The organism is Xanthomonas sp. SHU 199 (assembly GCF_000364665.1).
GTDB lineage: Bacteria > Pseudomonadota > Gammaproteobacteria > Xanthomonadales > Xanthomonadaceae > Xanthomonas_A > Xanthomonas_A sontii.
Map to the genome: position 1 here is coordinate 1 of NZ_AQOI01000665.1, position 15,801 is coordinate 15,801.

The window sequence follows — 15,801 nt, forward strand, 5'->3', positions numbered from 1 at the left end:
TCCACCGACAGCGGCGCCCAGGCATTGCCGCCGCCGACCGTGGCCGCCTGCTCCGGCTGCCAGCCGGCGGCGGTGGCCTTGACCGGATCGCGCGGCACCGGATCCCACCGCCACAGTTCGCGGCCGCTGCGCGCGTCGTAGCCACGCACCAGGCCCTGCTCCAGCGCATGCCCGCGGTTGTCGCCGATCGAGCTGCCGACCACCAGCACGTCGCCGGCCACCACCGGCGGCGAGGTCACCGCATAGTTGGCCCAGGCATCGCTGGCGTTGTCGTGCACATCGATGCCGGCATGCAGGTCGATCATGCCGTCCTTGCCGAACCCGGCGCAGGGCTTGCCGTCGGCGGCATCCAGCGCGATCAGCCGCGCATCCAGAGTGCCGTACACGATGCGCTCGCGGCACGCGCCCGCCGTCGCCTGGGTGTCGCGCCAGAAACTCACACCGCGCGAGGCCGGATCGCTGTAGTGCTTGTTGCGCGGCACCTTGGCATCGAACGACCACAGTTCGCGGCCGCTGGTCGCATCCAGGGCGAAGGCGATGCCGGTCCCGGTGGTGAGGTACATACGCCCACCCAGCACCAGCGGATTGGCCTCGAAGCGGCGCCGTTCCGGATCGGGCAGGCCCGCGCCGAGTTCGCCGGTGCGGAACGACCAGGCGATACGCAGCCGGCCGACGTTGTCCGGGGTGATCTGGGTCAGCGGCGAGTACTGCCCGCCGCCGGGCGCGCCGGCATAACTGGCCCAGTCGCCTGGCGCCGCCGCGCAGATACCACCGATACCCATCGCCATGCCCGCCCCGCATACCGCTGCCCGCCATCGCCTGATCACGCATCCGCTCCTGTCGCTGCCGAAGAAAGTGGCGGCAGTGTCGGCACAGTGCCGGACCGTGTCGGCAACGCAGGGACGGCACCACCCGGCCAGGGGACCAATGGCGGGGCCTCAGGGACGAATGGCGACCAAGGGGATGGCGCAACTGCTTGATTGCGCAGACGTTGGCGGGGCAGCAGTGCGTGCCCGCCCCATCCGCCTCGTCGCGCCAGGGACACTGCGGCAGTGCCGCGTACCGGATCCTCTAAACGCAAAAGGCCTCGCTCGCGCGAGGCCCTTGCGGACAGCGGCGGCGACAACGACGCACCCGAAGGCGGGTCGCTGCCGCAGCGCTGACGGCTTACTTCACCAGCGAGGCGATCGCCGCACCCAGGTCGCCCGGCGAGCGGACGGTCTTGACGCCTGCGGCTTCCATCGCCGCGAACTTGCCTTCGGCCGTGCCCTTGCCGCCCGAGGCGATCGCACCGGCGTGGCCCATGCGCTTGCCGGCCGGGGCCGAAGCACCGGCAATGAAGCCGACGACCGGCTTCTTGACGTGCTTGGCGATGTACTCGGCACCGGCTTCCTCGGCGTCGCCGCCGATTTCGCCGACCATGATGATGCCTTCGGTCTGCGGATCTTCGTTGAACAGCTTGAGGCAGTCGACGAAGTTCAGGCCGTTGATCGGGTCGCCGCCGATGCCGATGCAGGTGGACTGGCCCAGGCCGACCTCGGTGGTCTGCTTGACCGCTTCATAGGTCAGCGTGCCCGAACGCGAGACGATGCCGATCTTGCCCGGCTTGTGGATGTGGCCCGGCATGATGCCGATCTTGCACTCGCCCGGGGTGATCACGCCGGGGCAGTTCGGCCCGATCAGCACGGTCTCCGGGAAGGAGCGGGTCAGCACGTTCTTGACGCGCAGCATGTCCAGCACCGGGATGCCTTCGGTGATGCAGACGATGACCTTGATGCCGGCCGCAGCCGCTTCCAGGATCGCGTCGGCCGCGAACGGCGGCGGCACGTAGATCACCGAGGCGTCGGCGCCCGTGCTCTGCACGGCATCGGCCACGGTGTTGAACACCGGCAGGTCGATGTGGGTGGTGCCGCCCTTGCCCGGCGTGACGCCGCCGACGACCTGGGTGCCGTACTCGATCATCTGAGTGGCGTGGAAGGTGCCCTGCTGGCCGGTGAAGCCCTGCACGATCACCTTGGTGTTCTTGTTGATCAAAACAGACATTGGAGTTCCTTGGTGTCGTGGATCAGGCAGCGTTCTTGACAGCTTCAACGACCTTCTTGGCGCCGTCGTTGATGTTGTCGGCCGGGATGATGGCCATGCCGCTGTCGCGCAGCAGCTGCTTGCCTTCTTCCACGTTGGTGCCTTCCAGGCGCACCACGACCGGAACCTTGACGCCCACTTCCTTGACCGCCGCGATGATGCCCTCGGCGATCATGTCGCAGCGGACGATGCCGCCGAAGATGTTGACGAAGATGCCTTCGACCTTGTCCGAGGACAGGATCAGCTTGAACGCCTCGATCACGCGCTGCTTGTTGGCGCCGCCGCCCACGTCCAGGAAGTTCGCCGGCTCGCCGCCGTTGAGCTTGATCACGTCCATCGTGGCCATGGCCAGACCGGCGCCATTGACCATGCAGCCGATGTTGCCGTCCATGGTGACGTAGTTGATGTCCAGCTCCGAAGCGGTCACTTCGGTCTCGTCTTCCTGGGACTTGTCGCGCATGGCGACCAGTTCCTTGTGACGGAAGTTGGCGTTGTCGTCGCTGTTGAACTTGCCGTCCAGCGCGTAGAGGTTGCCGTCGTCGAGGATGGCCAGCGGATTGATCTCCACCAGCGCCAGGTCCTTCTCGTTGAAGATGCGGTACAGGTTGACCATGATGCTGGCGAACTGGCCGGCCTGCTTGGCGGTCAGGCCCATCTTGAAGCCGATGTCGCGGCCGTGGTATCCCTGCACGCCCTCGACGAAGTCCACGTTGAGCGTGTGGATCTTGTCCGGGGTCTCGGCCGCGACCTGTTCGATCTCCATGCCGCCTTCGCTCGATGCGATGTAGCTGATGGTGCGGGTGCCGCGGTCGACCAGCACCGACAGGTACAGCTCCTTGACGATCTCACCAGCGGTGGTCACCAGCACCAGGTTGATCGGCAGCTCGACGCCGGCGGTCTGGTAGGTGGCCATCTTGGTGCCGAGCAGCTTCTCGGCAACGGCCTTCACATCGTCGGTGGTCTTGCAGAACTTGACGCCGCCGGCCTTGCCGCGGCCACCTGCGTGGATCTGCGCCTTGACCATCCAAGGGCCAGCGCCAAGCGACTTGGCGGCTTCAACCGCTTCTTCCGGAGTCGCCGCGACCTTGCCGGCCGGGACCGGGATGCCGTACTCGGCAAGCAGTTGTTTTGCCTGATATTCGTGGAAATTCATGCGTCACCGTGGGAAAAGGAACGGCCGTCCCGCAGCGATCCGGGCCCTGAGTGGCGGCCGGGAGCGGTACGGACGGGACGCCTATTGTCGCCGACCGAGGGCGGCGGCGCAAAAGCGCCGGCGGCCTGGCCCGACCGAGGCCTCCGGCGGGGTCCGCGGTGGCACCGCCGGGTGGAGCAGGCACTCGGGCGCCCACGCCTTGCTGCCCTCACCCCGCGACGTTGTCCTTGGCCCTTGCCCCGATCCGGCGCCGGGCCGCCGGCGACGGCAATCGCGGTTTCCCCGTCGAAGGCGGTGACGGCCCAGGCAGGTCGCCACCGCCCCGGTCGCCCTCCGCGTAGACGGCGCCGCCCCTATACTCGCGCCGTCCGCTGTCCGCCCGGAGTCCGGCTTGCCCACCAGCGCCTCGCTCATCGATCGCATCGAGTCCATTCCGCGCCGCGAGCTGTACTTCTTCGCGCTGTACCGGGTGCTGGTGGCCGGGCTGATCGCCGCCCTGGTGTTCAGCCCGCTCAGCGTGCTGGTGGGCGAACCGCGCTACCCGCAACTGGCCGCCACCTTGTCCACCGCCTACCTGGCGGTGGCGCTGGCGCTGCTGATGTGGGGGCGCAACGAGGCGCACCTGGCGCCGATCGTCGGTTTCAGCGCCTTGGCCGACATCGTCGCCGCGACCCTGGCCGCGCATGCCCTGCCCGCGGCCAGCGCCGGCATCGCGATGATGCTGCTGTTCAACGTCGCCGCCGCGGCGATGCTGCTGCGCCTGCGCGGCGGCATCGCCATCGCCCTGACAGCCTCGGCGGCGATGCTGGCCGAATACGTCTGGAGCGTGCTGGACGGCGCCGACAACACCCGCAGCCTGGCCGAACTGGCGATGTTCGCCACCAGCTACCTGGCGGTGGCCTACATCTGCAACCGGATCGGCCAGCGTGCGCGCACCAGCCAGCACCTGGCCGAGCGCCGTGGCGCCGAGGTGGCCAATCTCTACGAAATCAACGAACTGATCATCCGCCGCATGCGCACCGGGGTGCTGGTGGTGGACGCGCAGAACCGGGTGACGCTGGCCAACGAGGCCGCGTCGGCCCTGCTCGGCGATACCGACGGCAACAGCGGCAGCGGCCGGCTGGATCTGGCCAGCGCCGCGCCGGAACTGGCCCGACGCCTGCAGCGCTGGCGCAACGGCTGGAACCAGGACGAAAGCCCGCTGCAGCTGTCGCCGGACCAGCCGGAGGTGCAGCCGCGCTTCGCCCGGCTGCTGGCCGAAGGCGACCTGACCCTGGTGTTCCTCGACGACGCCACGGTGGTGTCGCGGCGCGCCGAATCGCTGACGCTGTCGGCGCTGGGCCGCTTCTCGGCCAGCCTGGCCCACGAAATCCGCAACCCGCTGGCCGCGATCAACTACGCCTCGCAGCTGCTGGAGGAATCGCCGGCGATCGGCGATGCCGACCGCCGCCTGCTGCAGATCATCCACCAGCAGTGCCAGCGCACCAACGGCATCGTCGAGAGCGTGCTCGGCCTGGCCCGGCGCGAGCGCTCCAATCCGGAGAACCTGGACCTGGGCGCGTTCGTGCGCCGCTTCGTCTTGGAATACCGGCAGACCCTGTCGATCGAGACCGACAGCCTCGAAGCGATCCTCGCCCCGCAGCCGGTGCACGCGCTGGTCGACCCCAAACACCTGCACCAGATCCTCAGCGCGCTGGTGCACAACGCGCTCAAGTACGGGCGGGTGATGGAGGAGCCGGCGCGGGTGCGCCTGCGCGTGGCGCTGCAGGAGCGCAACGCCGTCGTCGACGTCATGGACCGCGGCCCCGGCATCCCCGAGGCGGTGGCAGCACAGCTGTTCCGGCCGTTCTTCACCACCTCCGAGCACGGCACCGGGCTGGGCCTGTACATCGCCCGCGAGCTGTGCCGGGCCAACCAGGCGCGGTTGGAGTACGTGCCGGTGCCGGCCGGCGGCGCCTGCTTCCGCGTCGCCCTGCCCGGCCCGCACGCCATGCTCAGCGGCTGACAGGTGAGAATCGCTCCGCCAGCGCGCGACCGGCGCCGGTAAATTGGCGCATGCCCCGGTTCCTACGCTATCTTCCCCGCACATGAACGAAACCCGAAGCGCCCTGGTCGTCGACGACGAGCGCGACATCCGAGAGTTGCTGGTCCTGACCCTGGGCCGGATGGGGCTGCGCATCAGCACCGCCGCCAACCTCGCCGAAGCGCGCGAACTGCTGGCGAGCAATCCCTACGATCTGTGCATCACCGACATGCGCCTGCCCGACGGCAACGGCATCGAGCTGGTCAGCGAGATCGCCAAACACTACCCGCGCACGCCGGTGGCGATGATCACCGCCTTCGGCAGCATGGACCTGGCGGTGGAGGCGCTGAAGGCCGGCGCCTTCGACTTCGTCAGCAAGCCGGTGGACATCCAGGTGCTGCGCGGCCTGGTCAAGCATGCACTGGAACTCAACAGCGAGAGCCGCGCCGCGCCGCCACAGCCGGCCCCGGAACAGGCCAGCCGCCTGCTCGGCGCCTCGGCGGCGATGGACGCCCTGCGCAGCACCATCGCCAAGGTCGCGCGCAACCAGGCGCCGGTCTACATCCTCGGCGAATCCGGCGTGGGCAAGGAACTGGTCGCGCGCACCATCCACGAACAGGGCGCCCGCTCCGCCGGCCCCTTCGTTCCGGTGAACTGCGGCGCGATCCCGGCCGAACTGATGGAAAGCGAGTTCTTCGGCCACAAGAAGGGCAGCTTCACCGGCGCCCACGCCGACCAGGCCGGCCTGTTCCAGGCCGCGCACGGCGGCACCCTGTTCCTCGACGAGGTCGCCGAACTGCCGCTGCCGATGCAGGTCAAGCTGCTGCGCGCGATCCAGGAAAAATCGGTGCGCCCGGTCGGCGCCGCCACCGAGGTGCCGGTGGACGTGCGCATCCTCTCGGCCACCCACAAGGACCTGGCCGACCTGGTCGCCGAGGGCCGCTTCCGCCACGACCTGTACTACCGCATCAACGTGATCGAACTGCGCGTGCCGCCGCTGCGCGAGCGCGGCGGCGACCTGCCGCAACTGGCCGCAGCGATCCTAGCGCGGCTGGCCAAGAGCCACGGCCGGCCCACGCCGCTGCTGTCGCCCTCCGCCCTGGACGCCCTGAGCAGCTACGCCTTCCCCGGCAACGTGCGCGAACTGGAAAACATCCTCGAGCGCGCCCTGGCAATGGCCGAGGACGACCAGATCAGCGCTGCCGACCTGCGCCTGCCGCAACCCGGCAACCACGCCCGCAGCGCCGCCGAAGCCGCCCCGGCCCTGCCGCGCGGCGTGGTCGACATCGACCCCAGCTCCTCCGCCCTGCCGTCCTACATCGAGCAACTCGAACGCGCCGCGATCCAGAAGGCGCTGGAAGAGAACCGCTGGAACAAGACCCGCACCGCCGCGCAATTGGGCATCACCTTTCGGGCGTTGCGCTACAAGCTGAAGAAGCTGGGGATGGAGTAGTGAAGCCGGGAATGGGGAATCGGGATTGGGGAATGGGCAAAGCCGCTCTTCCGGCTACCCCGGCCCTTTGCCCGAGGGAGTGATCCGACCAGGCGGGTAACAATGCGATTGGGCGCAGCCAGCATCGTGCGTCCTGCGCTACAAGAGGCCTGGGACTAAGACCTGGAATACCAGCAGGCCACCAGGGATGGGAAAGCCGCTTTTCCCATTCCCCAATCCCGATTCCCCATTCCCAGCCTTCAATCCTTCGTCACCCGATTGATCTCGGCCAGGCTGGTGATGCCGTTGCGGGCCTTGAGCAGGGCCGACTGGCGCAGGTCCTTGACGCCGATCTTCTGCGCGGCGCTGGCGATGTCCATGGCGTTGCCGCCCTGCAGCACGATCGCCGCGATCTCGTCGTTCATCGGCATCACCTGGTAGATGCCGGTGCGGCCCTTGTAGCCCTCGGTGCACTCGTCGCAGCCCACCGCTTCGTACAGTTGGACGCCGGCGGCGATCTCCGCCTCGGTGAAGCCTTCGGCCAGCAAGGCCTTCTCCGGCAATTGGACCGGACGCTTGCAGTTGTTGCACAGGCGCCGCGCCAGGCGCTGGGCGATGACCAGGGTCACCGAACTGGTGATGTTGTAGGGCGCGATGCCCATGTTCATCAGGCGCGCGATGGTCTGCGGCGCGTCGTTGGTGTGCAGGGTGGACAGCACCATGTGGCCGGTCTGCGCGGCCTTGATCGCGATCTCGGCGGTCTCCAGGTCGCGGATTTCGCCGACCATGATGATGTCCGGATCCTGGCGCAGGAACGAGCGCAGCGCCGCCGCGAAGGTCATGCCGCGCTTGTTGTTCTGCTGCACCTGGTTGACCCCGGGCAGGCGGATTTCGACCGGATCCTCGGCGGTGGAGATGTTGCGGGTGTCGTCGTTGAGGATGCCCAGCGCGGTGTACAGCGACACCGTCTTGCCCGAGCCGGTGGGGCCGGTGACCAGGACCATGCCGTACGGCTTGTGGATCGCCTCCAGGAACAGCTTCTGCTGCTCCGGCTCGTAGCCGAGCTTGTCGATGCCCAGCTTGGCCGCGCTGCCATCGAGGATACGCAGCACGATCTTCTCGCCGAACAGCGTGGGCAGGGTGCTGACGCGGAAATCGATCTGCTTGTTCTTGGACAGATTGAGCTTGATACGGCCGTCCTGCGGGACCCGCTTCTCGGCGATGTCCAGCTGCGCCATCACCTTCAGGCGCGCGGCGATGCGCTGATTGAGCTTGACCGGCGCCTTGGCCACGCTCTTGAGCAGGCCGTCGATGCGCAGGCGAACCCGGTAGTCGTCCTCGTAGGGCTCGAAGTGGATGTCGGACGCGCCGCGGCGGATCGCATCCACCAGCACCTTGTTCACGAACTTGACGACCGGGGTGTCCTCCCCCTTGGCGTCGATGCCAGTGTCGCCACCGCCGCCCATGTCCTCGTCGCCGCCGCCGACATCGAGGTTGTCCATGCCCTCGTCGTCGCCCAGCGCGCTGCCGAGGGAATCGTTGCTGGCCTGCCACTGCTCCAGGGTGCGGCGGATCTGGTCCTCGTCGACCAGGATCGGCTCCACCGTCAGATTGGTGTGGAACTTGATGTCGTCCAGCGCCCGGGTCTGGGTCGGGTTGCTGATGCCGACGAACAGGCGGCCGCCGCGCTTGAACAGCGGCAGCACCTGGTACTTCTGCAGCAACTCCTCGCTGACCAGCTTCATCGCGTTCTGGCTGGCATCGAAGACAGAGACATCCATCAACGGCATGCCGAACTCCACCGCATTGGCGGCAGCCAGCTGCGCGGCGGTGACCAGCTTCTTCTCGGAGAACCACTGCGGCAGCGGCACCTTGGCCTCGGCCGCCTGGGCCATGGCGGTCCGCGCCGCAGCTTCCTCCAGCGCACCGTCCTGCACGAGGCGGCGGGCGATCCCGGTGATGCCGACAAGGTTGGCCGATACAGCTACGTTCATGTCCGAGTTCTCCATGCCAGCGGCAAAGATACTGCATATCCGGCAAGATGCATCTGATGCCACCTCTTCACCGTCATGAATCCTGCGGCGACTAGGGCTAACATATCGAGCGGGGAAAGGGGAACGATCAGTGGACAGAATCAGCATTATTCTCCCGGCCAAGAACGAGGTCGCGGGACTGGCGCGCACGTTGCCAAAGCTGCGCGACTGCCTGCCGGAAGCGGAGGTCATCGTCGTCGACGACGGCTCTACCGATGCGACGGCCCAAGTCGCGCGCGAGCATGGGGCACGCGTGCTTGGCAGTCCTTACTCCATGGGCAATGGCGCCGCGGTCAAGCGAGGCGCGCGCGCGGCTAACGGCGACATCCTGGTATTCATGGATGCGGATGGACAACACGACCCCCAAGACATCCCCAAGCTCCTGGCGATGCTCGATGCGGGTTACGACATGGTCGTTGGGGCACGTGACCGTAGCGGGCAGGCCAGCGTTCATCGCGGCTTCGCCAACCGTTTCTACAACTGGCTGGCGAGCCGCATGACAGGTTTCCAGGTCAAGGATCTCACGTCGGGCTTCCGTGCCGTCCGCGCAGAACGATTTCGCGAGTTCCTGCATCTACTTCCCAACGGCTTCAGCTACCCCACCACAAGCACCATGGCCTTCTTCCGAAGCGCCTATCCCGTTGCATATGTCCCTATTCCGGTAGCAAAGCGCGTCGGGACGGGAAGCCATATCCGGCCATTGAAAGACGGCATCCGGTTCCTGCTCATTATCTTCAAGATCGCCACGCTGTACTCACCACTGAAGTTGTTCGTTCCGGTCTCCGTCGCCTTCTTCGTCACTGGACTGGCTTACTACGGCTATACGTTCGCAACGATGCACCGCTTCACCAACATGAGCACGCTATTATTCAGCGCAGCAGTAATCGTTTTTCTGATCGGACTGATCTCAGAGCAAATCACCAATTTGACCTACCGCCGCGACCATTGACGCTCTCTACAAAGCAGAAGCCATGATTTATTCGACATCGCTGGGCATTTTTGCCCCCGAAGCAGGATGGACCCCACCCATCCGCTATTTGCTTCGGAGAGCGAGAGTTCTCGATATCGTAAAGGGCTTGCCGCGAGGAAATCTGTTGGAAGTGGGGTGCGGCGCTGGCGCCCTGCTATGTGACTTCGACCGGCTCGGGTTTCAGACGACTGGACTGGAGAGTTCAGAATCAGCTCTTGCGATAGCAAGAACGATTGCGACACTCGATCAAGAACGACATACGATAGAAGAAAAGGCCGACGAGAGCTGGTCCGAAAGATTCACGGTCGTCTGCGCTTTCGACGTACTTGAGCACATCGAGCACGATAGTGCCGCCCTGGAGGAATGGAATCAATGGCTAGCCCCGGGTGGCACTATGGTCCTATCTGTACCAGCGCATCCCCAACGCTGGGGCGCCGGCGATGAATGGGCCGGCCATTGGCGCCGGTACGATCGCGCTGGCCTTAAGCGCCTACTCGAATCGCAGCAACTGGACTGTGTACATTTCGAATGCTACGGCTTCCCTGCCGCAAACCTGACCGAATGGGTGGGGGAATTCAGCTATCGGAGAATGATCGAGGAGCGTGGCGAGCTGTCAAAACTAGCAGCGACACACGCCAGCGGCATCGACCGACGCGATTATTCCCGCTTGGCCACGCTGATCACATCATTACCGGGACGCATCGGTTTGCACGCAGCGATGGTGATACAGTCGCTTGCGCGCAACACGGACTGGGGCAGCGGCTACCTGATCGCTGCTAGGAAGCGATGAAATCCTTCTGGCGCTGGGCATCCAGACTACTAACGGCAGCGTTGGGCCTCTATGTGTTGTGGTTTGCTGCCACCGCTCTTGGCATTAAGCAAATCGGCGACGCACTGGCAAACCGGGAGATTGTCATTGGCATCCTTGCCGCCACCACCTGCTATTGCCTGATCTATCCACTGACGGGCTTTGCGTGGAAGCAATTGCTGGCAAGACAAAACCAAACATATCCAACAGTCCTGCTCATCAGAATCATCGGCTTGACCCAGCTGGCCAAATATGTACCCGGCAATATCTTCCAACATATATCGCGCGCCGCACTGGCCATGAGGGAAGGCGTCACCACCAAGAACTATGTTGCAAGCGCCGGCCAAGAAGCGCTCCTCACGGTAGCCGCGAGCCTATGCGTGGGTACTGCCGCATTAGCGCTATCGCCAAGCGGCGTGCAGGCACTTGCCTCGCACGGCCACACCCGAACGCTCTACGCTCTTACGTGCGCAGCCTTTGTAGGTACAGCCCTGCTCTGCCTGGATCTGCGGGCGAGATCGCTTGAGCAAAGCAATCGATGGATACTCAGAATGCTTGGGAGGGCCGGAGGCTTACCAGGACCGACGACCGCGCTGACAGCCCTATCAGCCTACGCCGCCAACTTTCTCGCCGTCGGAGCAGGAATATGGCTGCTGTCCCAGAGTCTAGGAGCAGATGTTGACCTTGCCATGGCAACCGCGGCCTTCGCGCTTTCCTGGACACTTGGATTCCTTGCACCTGGTGCACCCGCAGGGTTAGGCGCACGCGAAGGCATCATGCTGCTGATCCTGGAGAACCAACACAATCAGGAAAAGATCGTGCTGCTTGTACTCCTGACTAGAGCCGCCAGCATCCTGGGAGATATTCTTGTCTTCCTGCTTTCCCTAGCGACGAATCGCCCTTTAGGCGCCGAGAACCGCATCCAGTGACATCTCCAGGCCCCCAAAGCGAAGGCGCCACATCAGTCGACACCAACAACATGCATCGGAGACTTGTCGTCGGCGGTGTTGCGCTCCGGGGCAGCGGGTATCCCAACGCATGGAACACGCTGCGTATTCTTCGAGGAGCCGGCATAGACATCGTCGACTTGTGCAACTGGCTCCCGGAAGACTTCCATTTGTGGAAACTGACACGACTTCCACTCCCAAAGGCGGCGATCGCCCTTGGCAAGCTCGCGCTTCAGAACATGGCGTCGGCCATCAAGATCCTGCTGGTTACGCGGCGCAATGACCTGATCTACATTCCCTATCCTGGAGCCTTGCTGCTATGGATACTCTCTTGGATCCCGCAGCGCCTACGGGCGCCATGCCTATGCGACGCCTACATCACCATGTGGGACACGCTCTACCAGGATCGCGGACTAGGTGGCAAAGCGGAAGGATGGCTATCGCACCTGGTGCTGCGATTCGAATCACGCGCCTTGAGATGCGCCAACGGACTGATCGTTGATACCAACAAGAACGCCGATCATATAGCAGCGACGTTCGGCGTGGCACGGCACCACATCCATGCGATTCCGCTTGCCATGGAAGAGAGAATCCCGCCTCGCCCTTCGGTCACCGGGATGCAAGCGCCCCGCGCTACCAGGATCCTCTTCTTCGGGACGTTCGTCCCGTTGCAGGGCACGACCAAGATCGCACAGGCAATCGCACTCCTGCACGACCGGAGCGACTTGGAATTCGTATTGATCGGGGATGGACAGGCCGCGCCGGAGGCGGAACCCTATCTGGCCCAACACCCAAACGTCACTTGGATACGCCGATGGCTGCCAACCGAAGAACTGGCGCGTCAAATCGAGGATTCCGACATATGTCTCGGCGTCTTTGGCGGCCCAGGGAAATCCGGGCGCGTGCTCCCCTTCAAAATCTACATCGCGCTGGCCGCCGGCAAGCCTATCATTACGCAACGGGATCATGGCCTACCCGATTCTGCTCCCCCGATCCCGGCTTTTTTCACGTCTGCCATACCGGAAGAGATTGCCACAGGCCTGAAAACGCTGATCGCCGATGGGGAGCTGCGTTCCTCGCTGGCGGACGCGGGGCCAATCTACTACCAAAAACATCTCGGACCATCGCAAATTGTCAGGCGCTGGCTGCATCTAATGAGATATTGAACGCACACCAACCTGTAGCGACAAGCTAGCCCTCTAGCGGCGCCATCAAACGCATGCTCGGGATTAGCCCATCTCCTCGGCTCCCTAGCGCCTGACCAGGGCGTCATTTTTCCTAGCAATACACGGGGCGACGAGCCTCGCCTCTTCAATCCGCCCTTGTTCAACCAACGACGCGACGAGACGCTCATCATAAGCGGAATCATGCTTTATCTGGATCGCGGCGCAGTACTCCCTTGCCGCTAGGTCGGGATCGCGCAGTATCCGGCCGGCATAATCGGCATACAGCAAATGCGCGTCCAGCAGTTCTGGTTGCCGGCGCACATAGATCTCGCTTATCGTTTTCAAAAGCTGATCCGATACCGGCGTACCATCCATGCGCTCACTATGCAACGCATAGAACGCACTGAATTCCTGCGGACCTAGCGGCCTGGCCTCGAACTTCCGGACAATCCTGGCTTGCCATTCTGGATTGACTGGCCTGCCGGCTTTCGCGTTGATCAATATCATGGCCTGCTCGGGCAATGGCGAAGAACGAGGCAGGATCGATGCCCTCGCCAGTTCTGCCATGGCCAACGTGTAGTTGATGGAATCGACCTCACCGCCAGAGCGCTCCATATAGATACTGGCCAACTCATAGGACGCTCGCGAGGAGTTCTTATTGTCGATCACTGCAGAGTTCGCAAAAAGCGCGGGGTTTCCCCACACCGAACTCCGCAAGAAGGTCGCAAAAGCAAGCCCCGCGATACAGGCGCCAACCAGAACGAATGCAACCGCATGCATACGGATGCTGACCAGCCACCGCACCAACTCCGCCGCTATCAACAATGGGCCAAGCAACGCAAGATAGTTTCGATGCTCGAATACGAGCTCCAGGGCCAAGGGCGCACTGGTGATGAGATGTGACGCGAAAAAAAATCCTACGCCCAGGCTCACCAAAGGCGCCTTTCGACGTGCCAGGATGCCGATCGAGACAAATCCCCCCAAGAACACCAACCCTAGAAACGTCGTAATAGGCTGAAACATGCCGTGCGAAGGCGCGACATCGTCGTGATAGAACGTCAAGTTTCCCGGAGAAGGCCAGACCATCCAGTACATGTATTCGGGAAGAACACGAAACTGCGTCATCACCCGTTCCCACATAGTGAAATCGCGCATCGCGAACTGCCCGGAAATATGTGGCAGCAAGAAGCCAAAGAAAACCACAGCCCCCACAGCAAAGATCGAACCGTAGGCCACCTTTATGACCTTCTGCAGACGGCGATTTTGCGCACTAAACCGCATCAACGCCAACTCGATGACAAAGGCATAGACCGGCATCTGAGCAGCGTTTTCCTTGGATAAAACTCCCAGCACAAGGAATACGAAAGACAGCGCGAGCATAGCGCCGCCGCGGACTCCAGCCATCTGCCGGGTGCGCGCCGAAACATATGCAATCAGCGACAAAAGAAGAAAGAAGTTCCCCAGCAACTCCATTCTTTGGACCACATAAAGAACGGAGGAGACTTGCAAAGGGTGCACGCCCCAAGCCAATGACACCAGAATACTGGCTATCGCTTGATTTCGATCGGACTCGGCCGGCCACGCAAGCGCGAAGAGACGCCGCAGAAGTATCCCCACCAGCACGATGTTGAAAGCGTGCAGCAAAAGATTTCCTTCCTTGTAGGCGCCGGGATCCATACCGTGCATCCAATAGCCGAGCGCCAGACTCAAGGTCGCGATAGGTCGTCCAATTGGACCTCCATAGGCGTGCGCAGCCTCCCACAACCCATGGAGCGTGATGGCCTTGAGCATGATGGAGCCGTTTTCGACGACCGCCTGGTAATCGTCGAACAAGAACCCCCCCGACAGCCCTGGCACGAACACACCGCACCCCAAGACGGCGACCAAGCTCAGCAAGCAGAAAAAATGCAGGCGCTTCATCATGTAGCCCGAATCAAAATAGAGAACCCACTCAATCAGCCCTGCATTCCATCGGAATATATTTCTGCCGGGCCGAACTACTGCATACCCATCCACCTTCTGCCGCACGGTCCCAGCGCATCTCCTTATCCTGAATATCAGCTCCGCCATTCATCCTGCACACGATAGCATGCGTCACGCCCTCCGCTGGCGCGGCGACCATGATCGCATTGCAACGGACACTGCTCACCTGAAGGCTCACCCCCTGGGCGCTATATTCATCTACTCCAGCGCCCCTCGCGACCAGCGATTCGTACGCAGCCTTCCCGATTGTAATTTCGCGCAAAGCAGCAACCGCCTGCGCTTTTGCCAGATAGTCCATGTAAATAGGCAAGGCGATGGCGGACAGGACCGCGATGATGGCCACAACGATCATCAACTCGATCAACGTAAAACCATGCACCGCACGTTGCTTCATACCCCCCCCAATGCGCACTCATAGGTAGCCGTCACCAGTCATCCTAGAATCGCAGAGAAAAAAAAAGCCCCGATGTCCGGGGCTTTTTTTGTACATCAGACGCGAATCAGCTGCAGCCGGTCGGCTTGTACTTGGCGTCGACCGACGAGCTGCAAGCCCAGGTACCGGTGCTGGCCGTACGGGTCAGCGTAACGTTCTTGCCAGCGATCTTGGCCGCATTGCCCTTCAGGGTGCAGGCAATCGTGGTGTCGGTCACGGCGATGCTGCAACGGGTCGTGCTCGAGGCCAAACCGATCTGGGCCGGCGTGCTGAGGGTGCTACCCTCGTTCTTCTTCACCTCGAACTGGGTCTTGCCCGGGGTGATTTCCGCGAGACCAGCGGTGGCCTGCGACTTGGCGACGTAGTCCTGATACATCGGCAGCGCGATGGCGGCCAGGATGGCGATGATCGCGACCACGATCATCAGTTCGATCAGGGTAAAGCCCTGCTGCTTCTTCATTGTGAACCCCTAGAGATGGAATGAGGTGGGTGGTAGGCACTCGCCCGCGGATCCGACTCCCCGAGCGCCGCGGCGAAGCGCCACGTGCGAGGTGATGGAAGCAGACGGCGTGCCAACTTCTCACGCCATCCGGCCCCATGCCTCGTGGCGCATCATGCCCTAGCGCGTAGGGCGAGAGGCAGATAAATCGACAATCTGCGACAGAATGAGCCATCTGCCAAATTTCGGCAAAAAGTGACGCTTAGGGTCACATCAGTGGACAGGGGGCCGTGTCGACGCGGCACCTACGGGTGTCAGACGCCCAGGAAACC

Annotated in this window: 13 protein-coding genes; 6 read left to right on the top strand and 7 right to left on the bottom strand. The window is 63.4% G+C overall.

Annotation, left to right across the window (positions count from 1 at the left end):
• The 3 genes from D183_RS0118950 to sucC all read right to left on the bottom strand — a co-directional run.
• Nucleotides 1-788, bottom strand: a 788-nt coding sequence (locus D183_RS0118950; protein ID WP_017910386.1) for an outer membrane protein assembly factor BamB family protein, incomplete at its 3' end; no start/stop codon positions are given.
• Nucleotides 789-1,167: 379 nt separating this feature from the next.
• Complete coding sequence (gene sucD, locus D183_RS0118955; protein ID WP_026144653.1) at nucleotides 1,168-2,043, bottom strand: succinate--CoA ligase subunit alpha; 876 nt, start codon at nucleotides 2,041-2,043, stop codon at nucleotides 1,168-1,170.
• Nucleotides 2,044-2,065: 22 nt separating this feature from the next.
• Entirely contained in the window at nucleotides 2,066-3,235 is a 1,170-nt protein-coding gene (gene sucC, locus D183_RS0118960; RefSeq protein WP_010342227.1) for an ADP-forming succinate--CoA ligase subunit beta, read from the bottom strand.
• Between the two features lie 391 nt (nucleotides 3,236-3,626).
• Between sucC and D183_RS0118965 the strand changes: the two genes are divergently transcribed.
• Both D183_RS0118965 and D183_RS0118970 read left to right on the top strand, forming a co-directional pair.
• A complete protein-coding gene (locus tag D183_RS0118965; RefSeq protein WP_017910388.1) occupies nucleotides 3,627-5,240 on the top strand; it encodes a sensor histidine kinase in 1,614 nt (537 codons plus the stop codon).
• Between the two features lie 82 nt (nucleotides 5,241-5,322).
• Nucleotides 5,323-6,711 (top strand): sigma-54-dependent transcriptional regulator, encoded by a 1,389-nt coding sequence (locus D183_RS0118970; protein ID WP_017910389.1) that lies wholly within the window; start codon nucleotides 5,323-5,325, stop codon nucleotides 6,709-6,711.
• Nucleotides 6,712-6,950: 239 nt separating this feature from the next.
• Here the strand turns inward: D183_RS0118970 and pilB are convergent, their stop codons facing one another.
• On the bottom strand, nucleotides 6,951-8,684 hold the full coding sequence (gene pilB / locus D183_RS0118975) for a type IV-A pilus assembly ATPase PilB (protein ID WP_026144655.1): 1,734 nt from the start codon (nucleotides 8,682-8,684) through the stop codon (nucleotides 6,951-6,953).
• A gap of 130 nt (nucleotides 8,685-8,814) precedes the next feature.
• Here pilB and D183_RS0118980 point away from each other — a divergent pair, with 130 nt between their 5' ends.
• Genes D183_RS0118980 through D183_RS0118985 form a run of 4 tightly spaced genes read left to right on the top strand, consistent with a single transcriptional unit; the run spans nucleotide 8,815 to nucleotide 12,614 of the window.
• Nucleotides 8,815-9,672 (top strand): glycosyltransferase family 2 protein, encoded by an 858-nt coding sequence (locus tag D183_RS0118980; protein ID WP_017910391.1) that lies wholly within the window; start codon nucleotides 8,815-8,817, stop codon nucleotides 9,670-9,672.
• A gap of 22 nt (nucleotides 9,673-9,694) precedes the next feature.
• Entirely contained in the window at nucleotides 9,695-10,483 is a 789-nt protein-coding gene (locus D183_RS26590; RefSeq protein WP_081613393.1) for a class I SAM-dependent methyltransferase, read from the top strand.
• A complete protein-coding gene (locus tag D183_RS26595; protein ID WP_081613394.1) occupies nucleotides 10,480-11,430 on the top strand; it encodes a lysylphosphatidylglycerol synthase transmembrane domain-containing protein in 951 nt (316 codons plus the stop codon). The genes D183_RS26590 and D183_RS26595 overlap by 4 nt, the downstream gene beginning before the upstream one ends.
• Nucleotides 11,427-12,614 (top strand): glycosyltransferase, encoded by a 1,188-nt coding sequence (locus tag D183_RS0118985; RefSeq protein ID WP_157835224.1) that lies wholly within the window; start codon nucleotides 11,427-11,429, stop codon nucleotides 12,612-12,614. The genes D183_RS26595 and D183_RS0118985 overlap by 4 nt, the downstream gene beginning before the upstream one ends.
• A gap of 84 nt (nucleotides 12,615-12,698) precedes the next feature.
• Here D183_RS0118985 and D183_RS0118990 read toward each other — a convergent pair whose 3' ends face one another.
• The 3 genes from D183_RS0118990 to D183_RS0119000 all read right to left on the bottom strand — a co-directional run bounded on the left by D183_RS0118990 (nucleotide 12,699) and on the right by D183_RS0119000 (nucleotide 15,490).
• Nucleotides 12,699-14,534 carry a hypothetical protein gene (locus D183_RS0118990; protein WP_232757314.1) on the bottom strand — a complete coding sequence of 612 codons (1,836 nt, stop codon included), beginning with the start codon at nucleotides 14,532-14,534 and terminating at the stop codon, nucleotides 12,699-12,701.
• 31 nt (nucleotides 14,535-14,565) lie between these two features.
• Nucleotides 14,566-14,991 (bottom strand): pilin, encoded by a 426-nt coding sequence (locus D183_RS0118995; RefSeq protein ID WP_017910394.1) that lies wholly within the window; start codon nucleotides 14,989-14,991, stop codon nucleotides 14,566-14,568.
• Nucleotides 14,992-15,097: 106 nt separating this feature from the next.
• The gene (locus D183_RS0119000; RefSeq protein ID WP_017910395.1) at nucleotides 15,098-15,490 is read right to left on the bottom strand and encodes a pilin; all 393 of its coding nucleotides are present in this window, start codon (nucleotides 15,488-15,490) and stop codon (nucleotides 15,098-15,100) included.
• Nucleotides 15,491-15,801 lie beyond the last annotated feature (311 nt).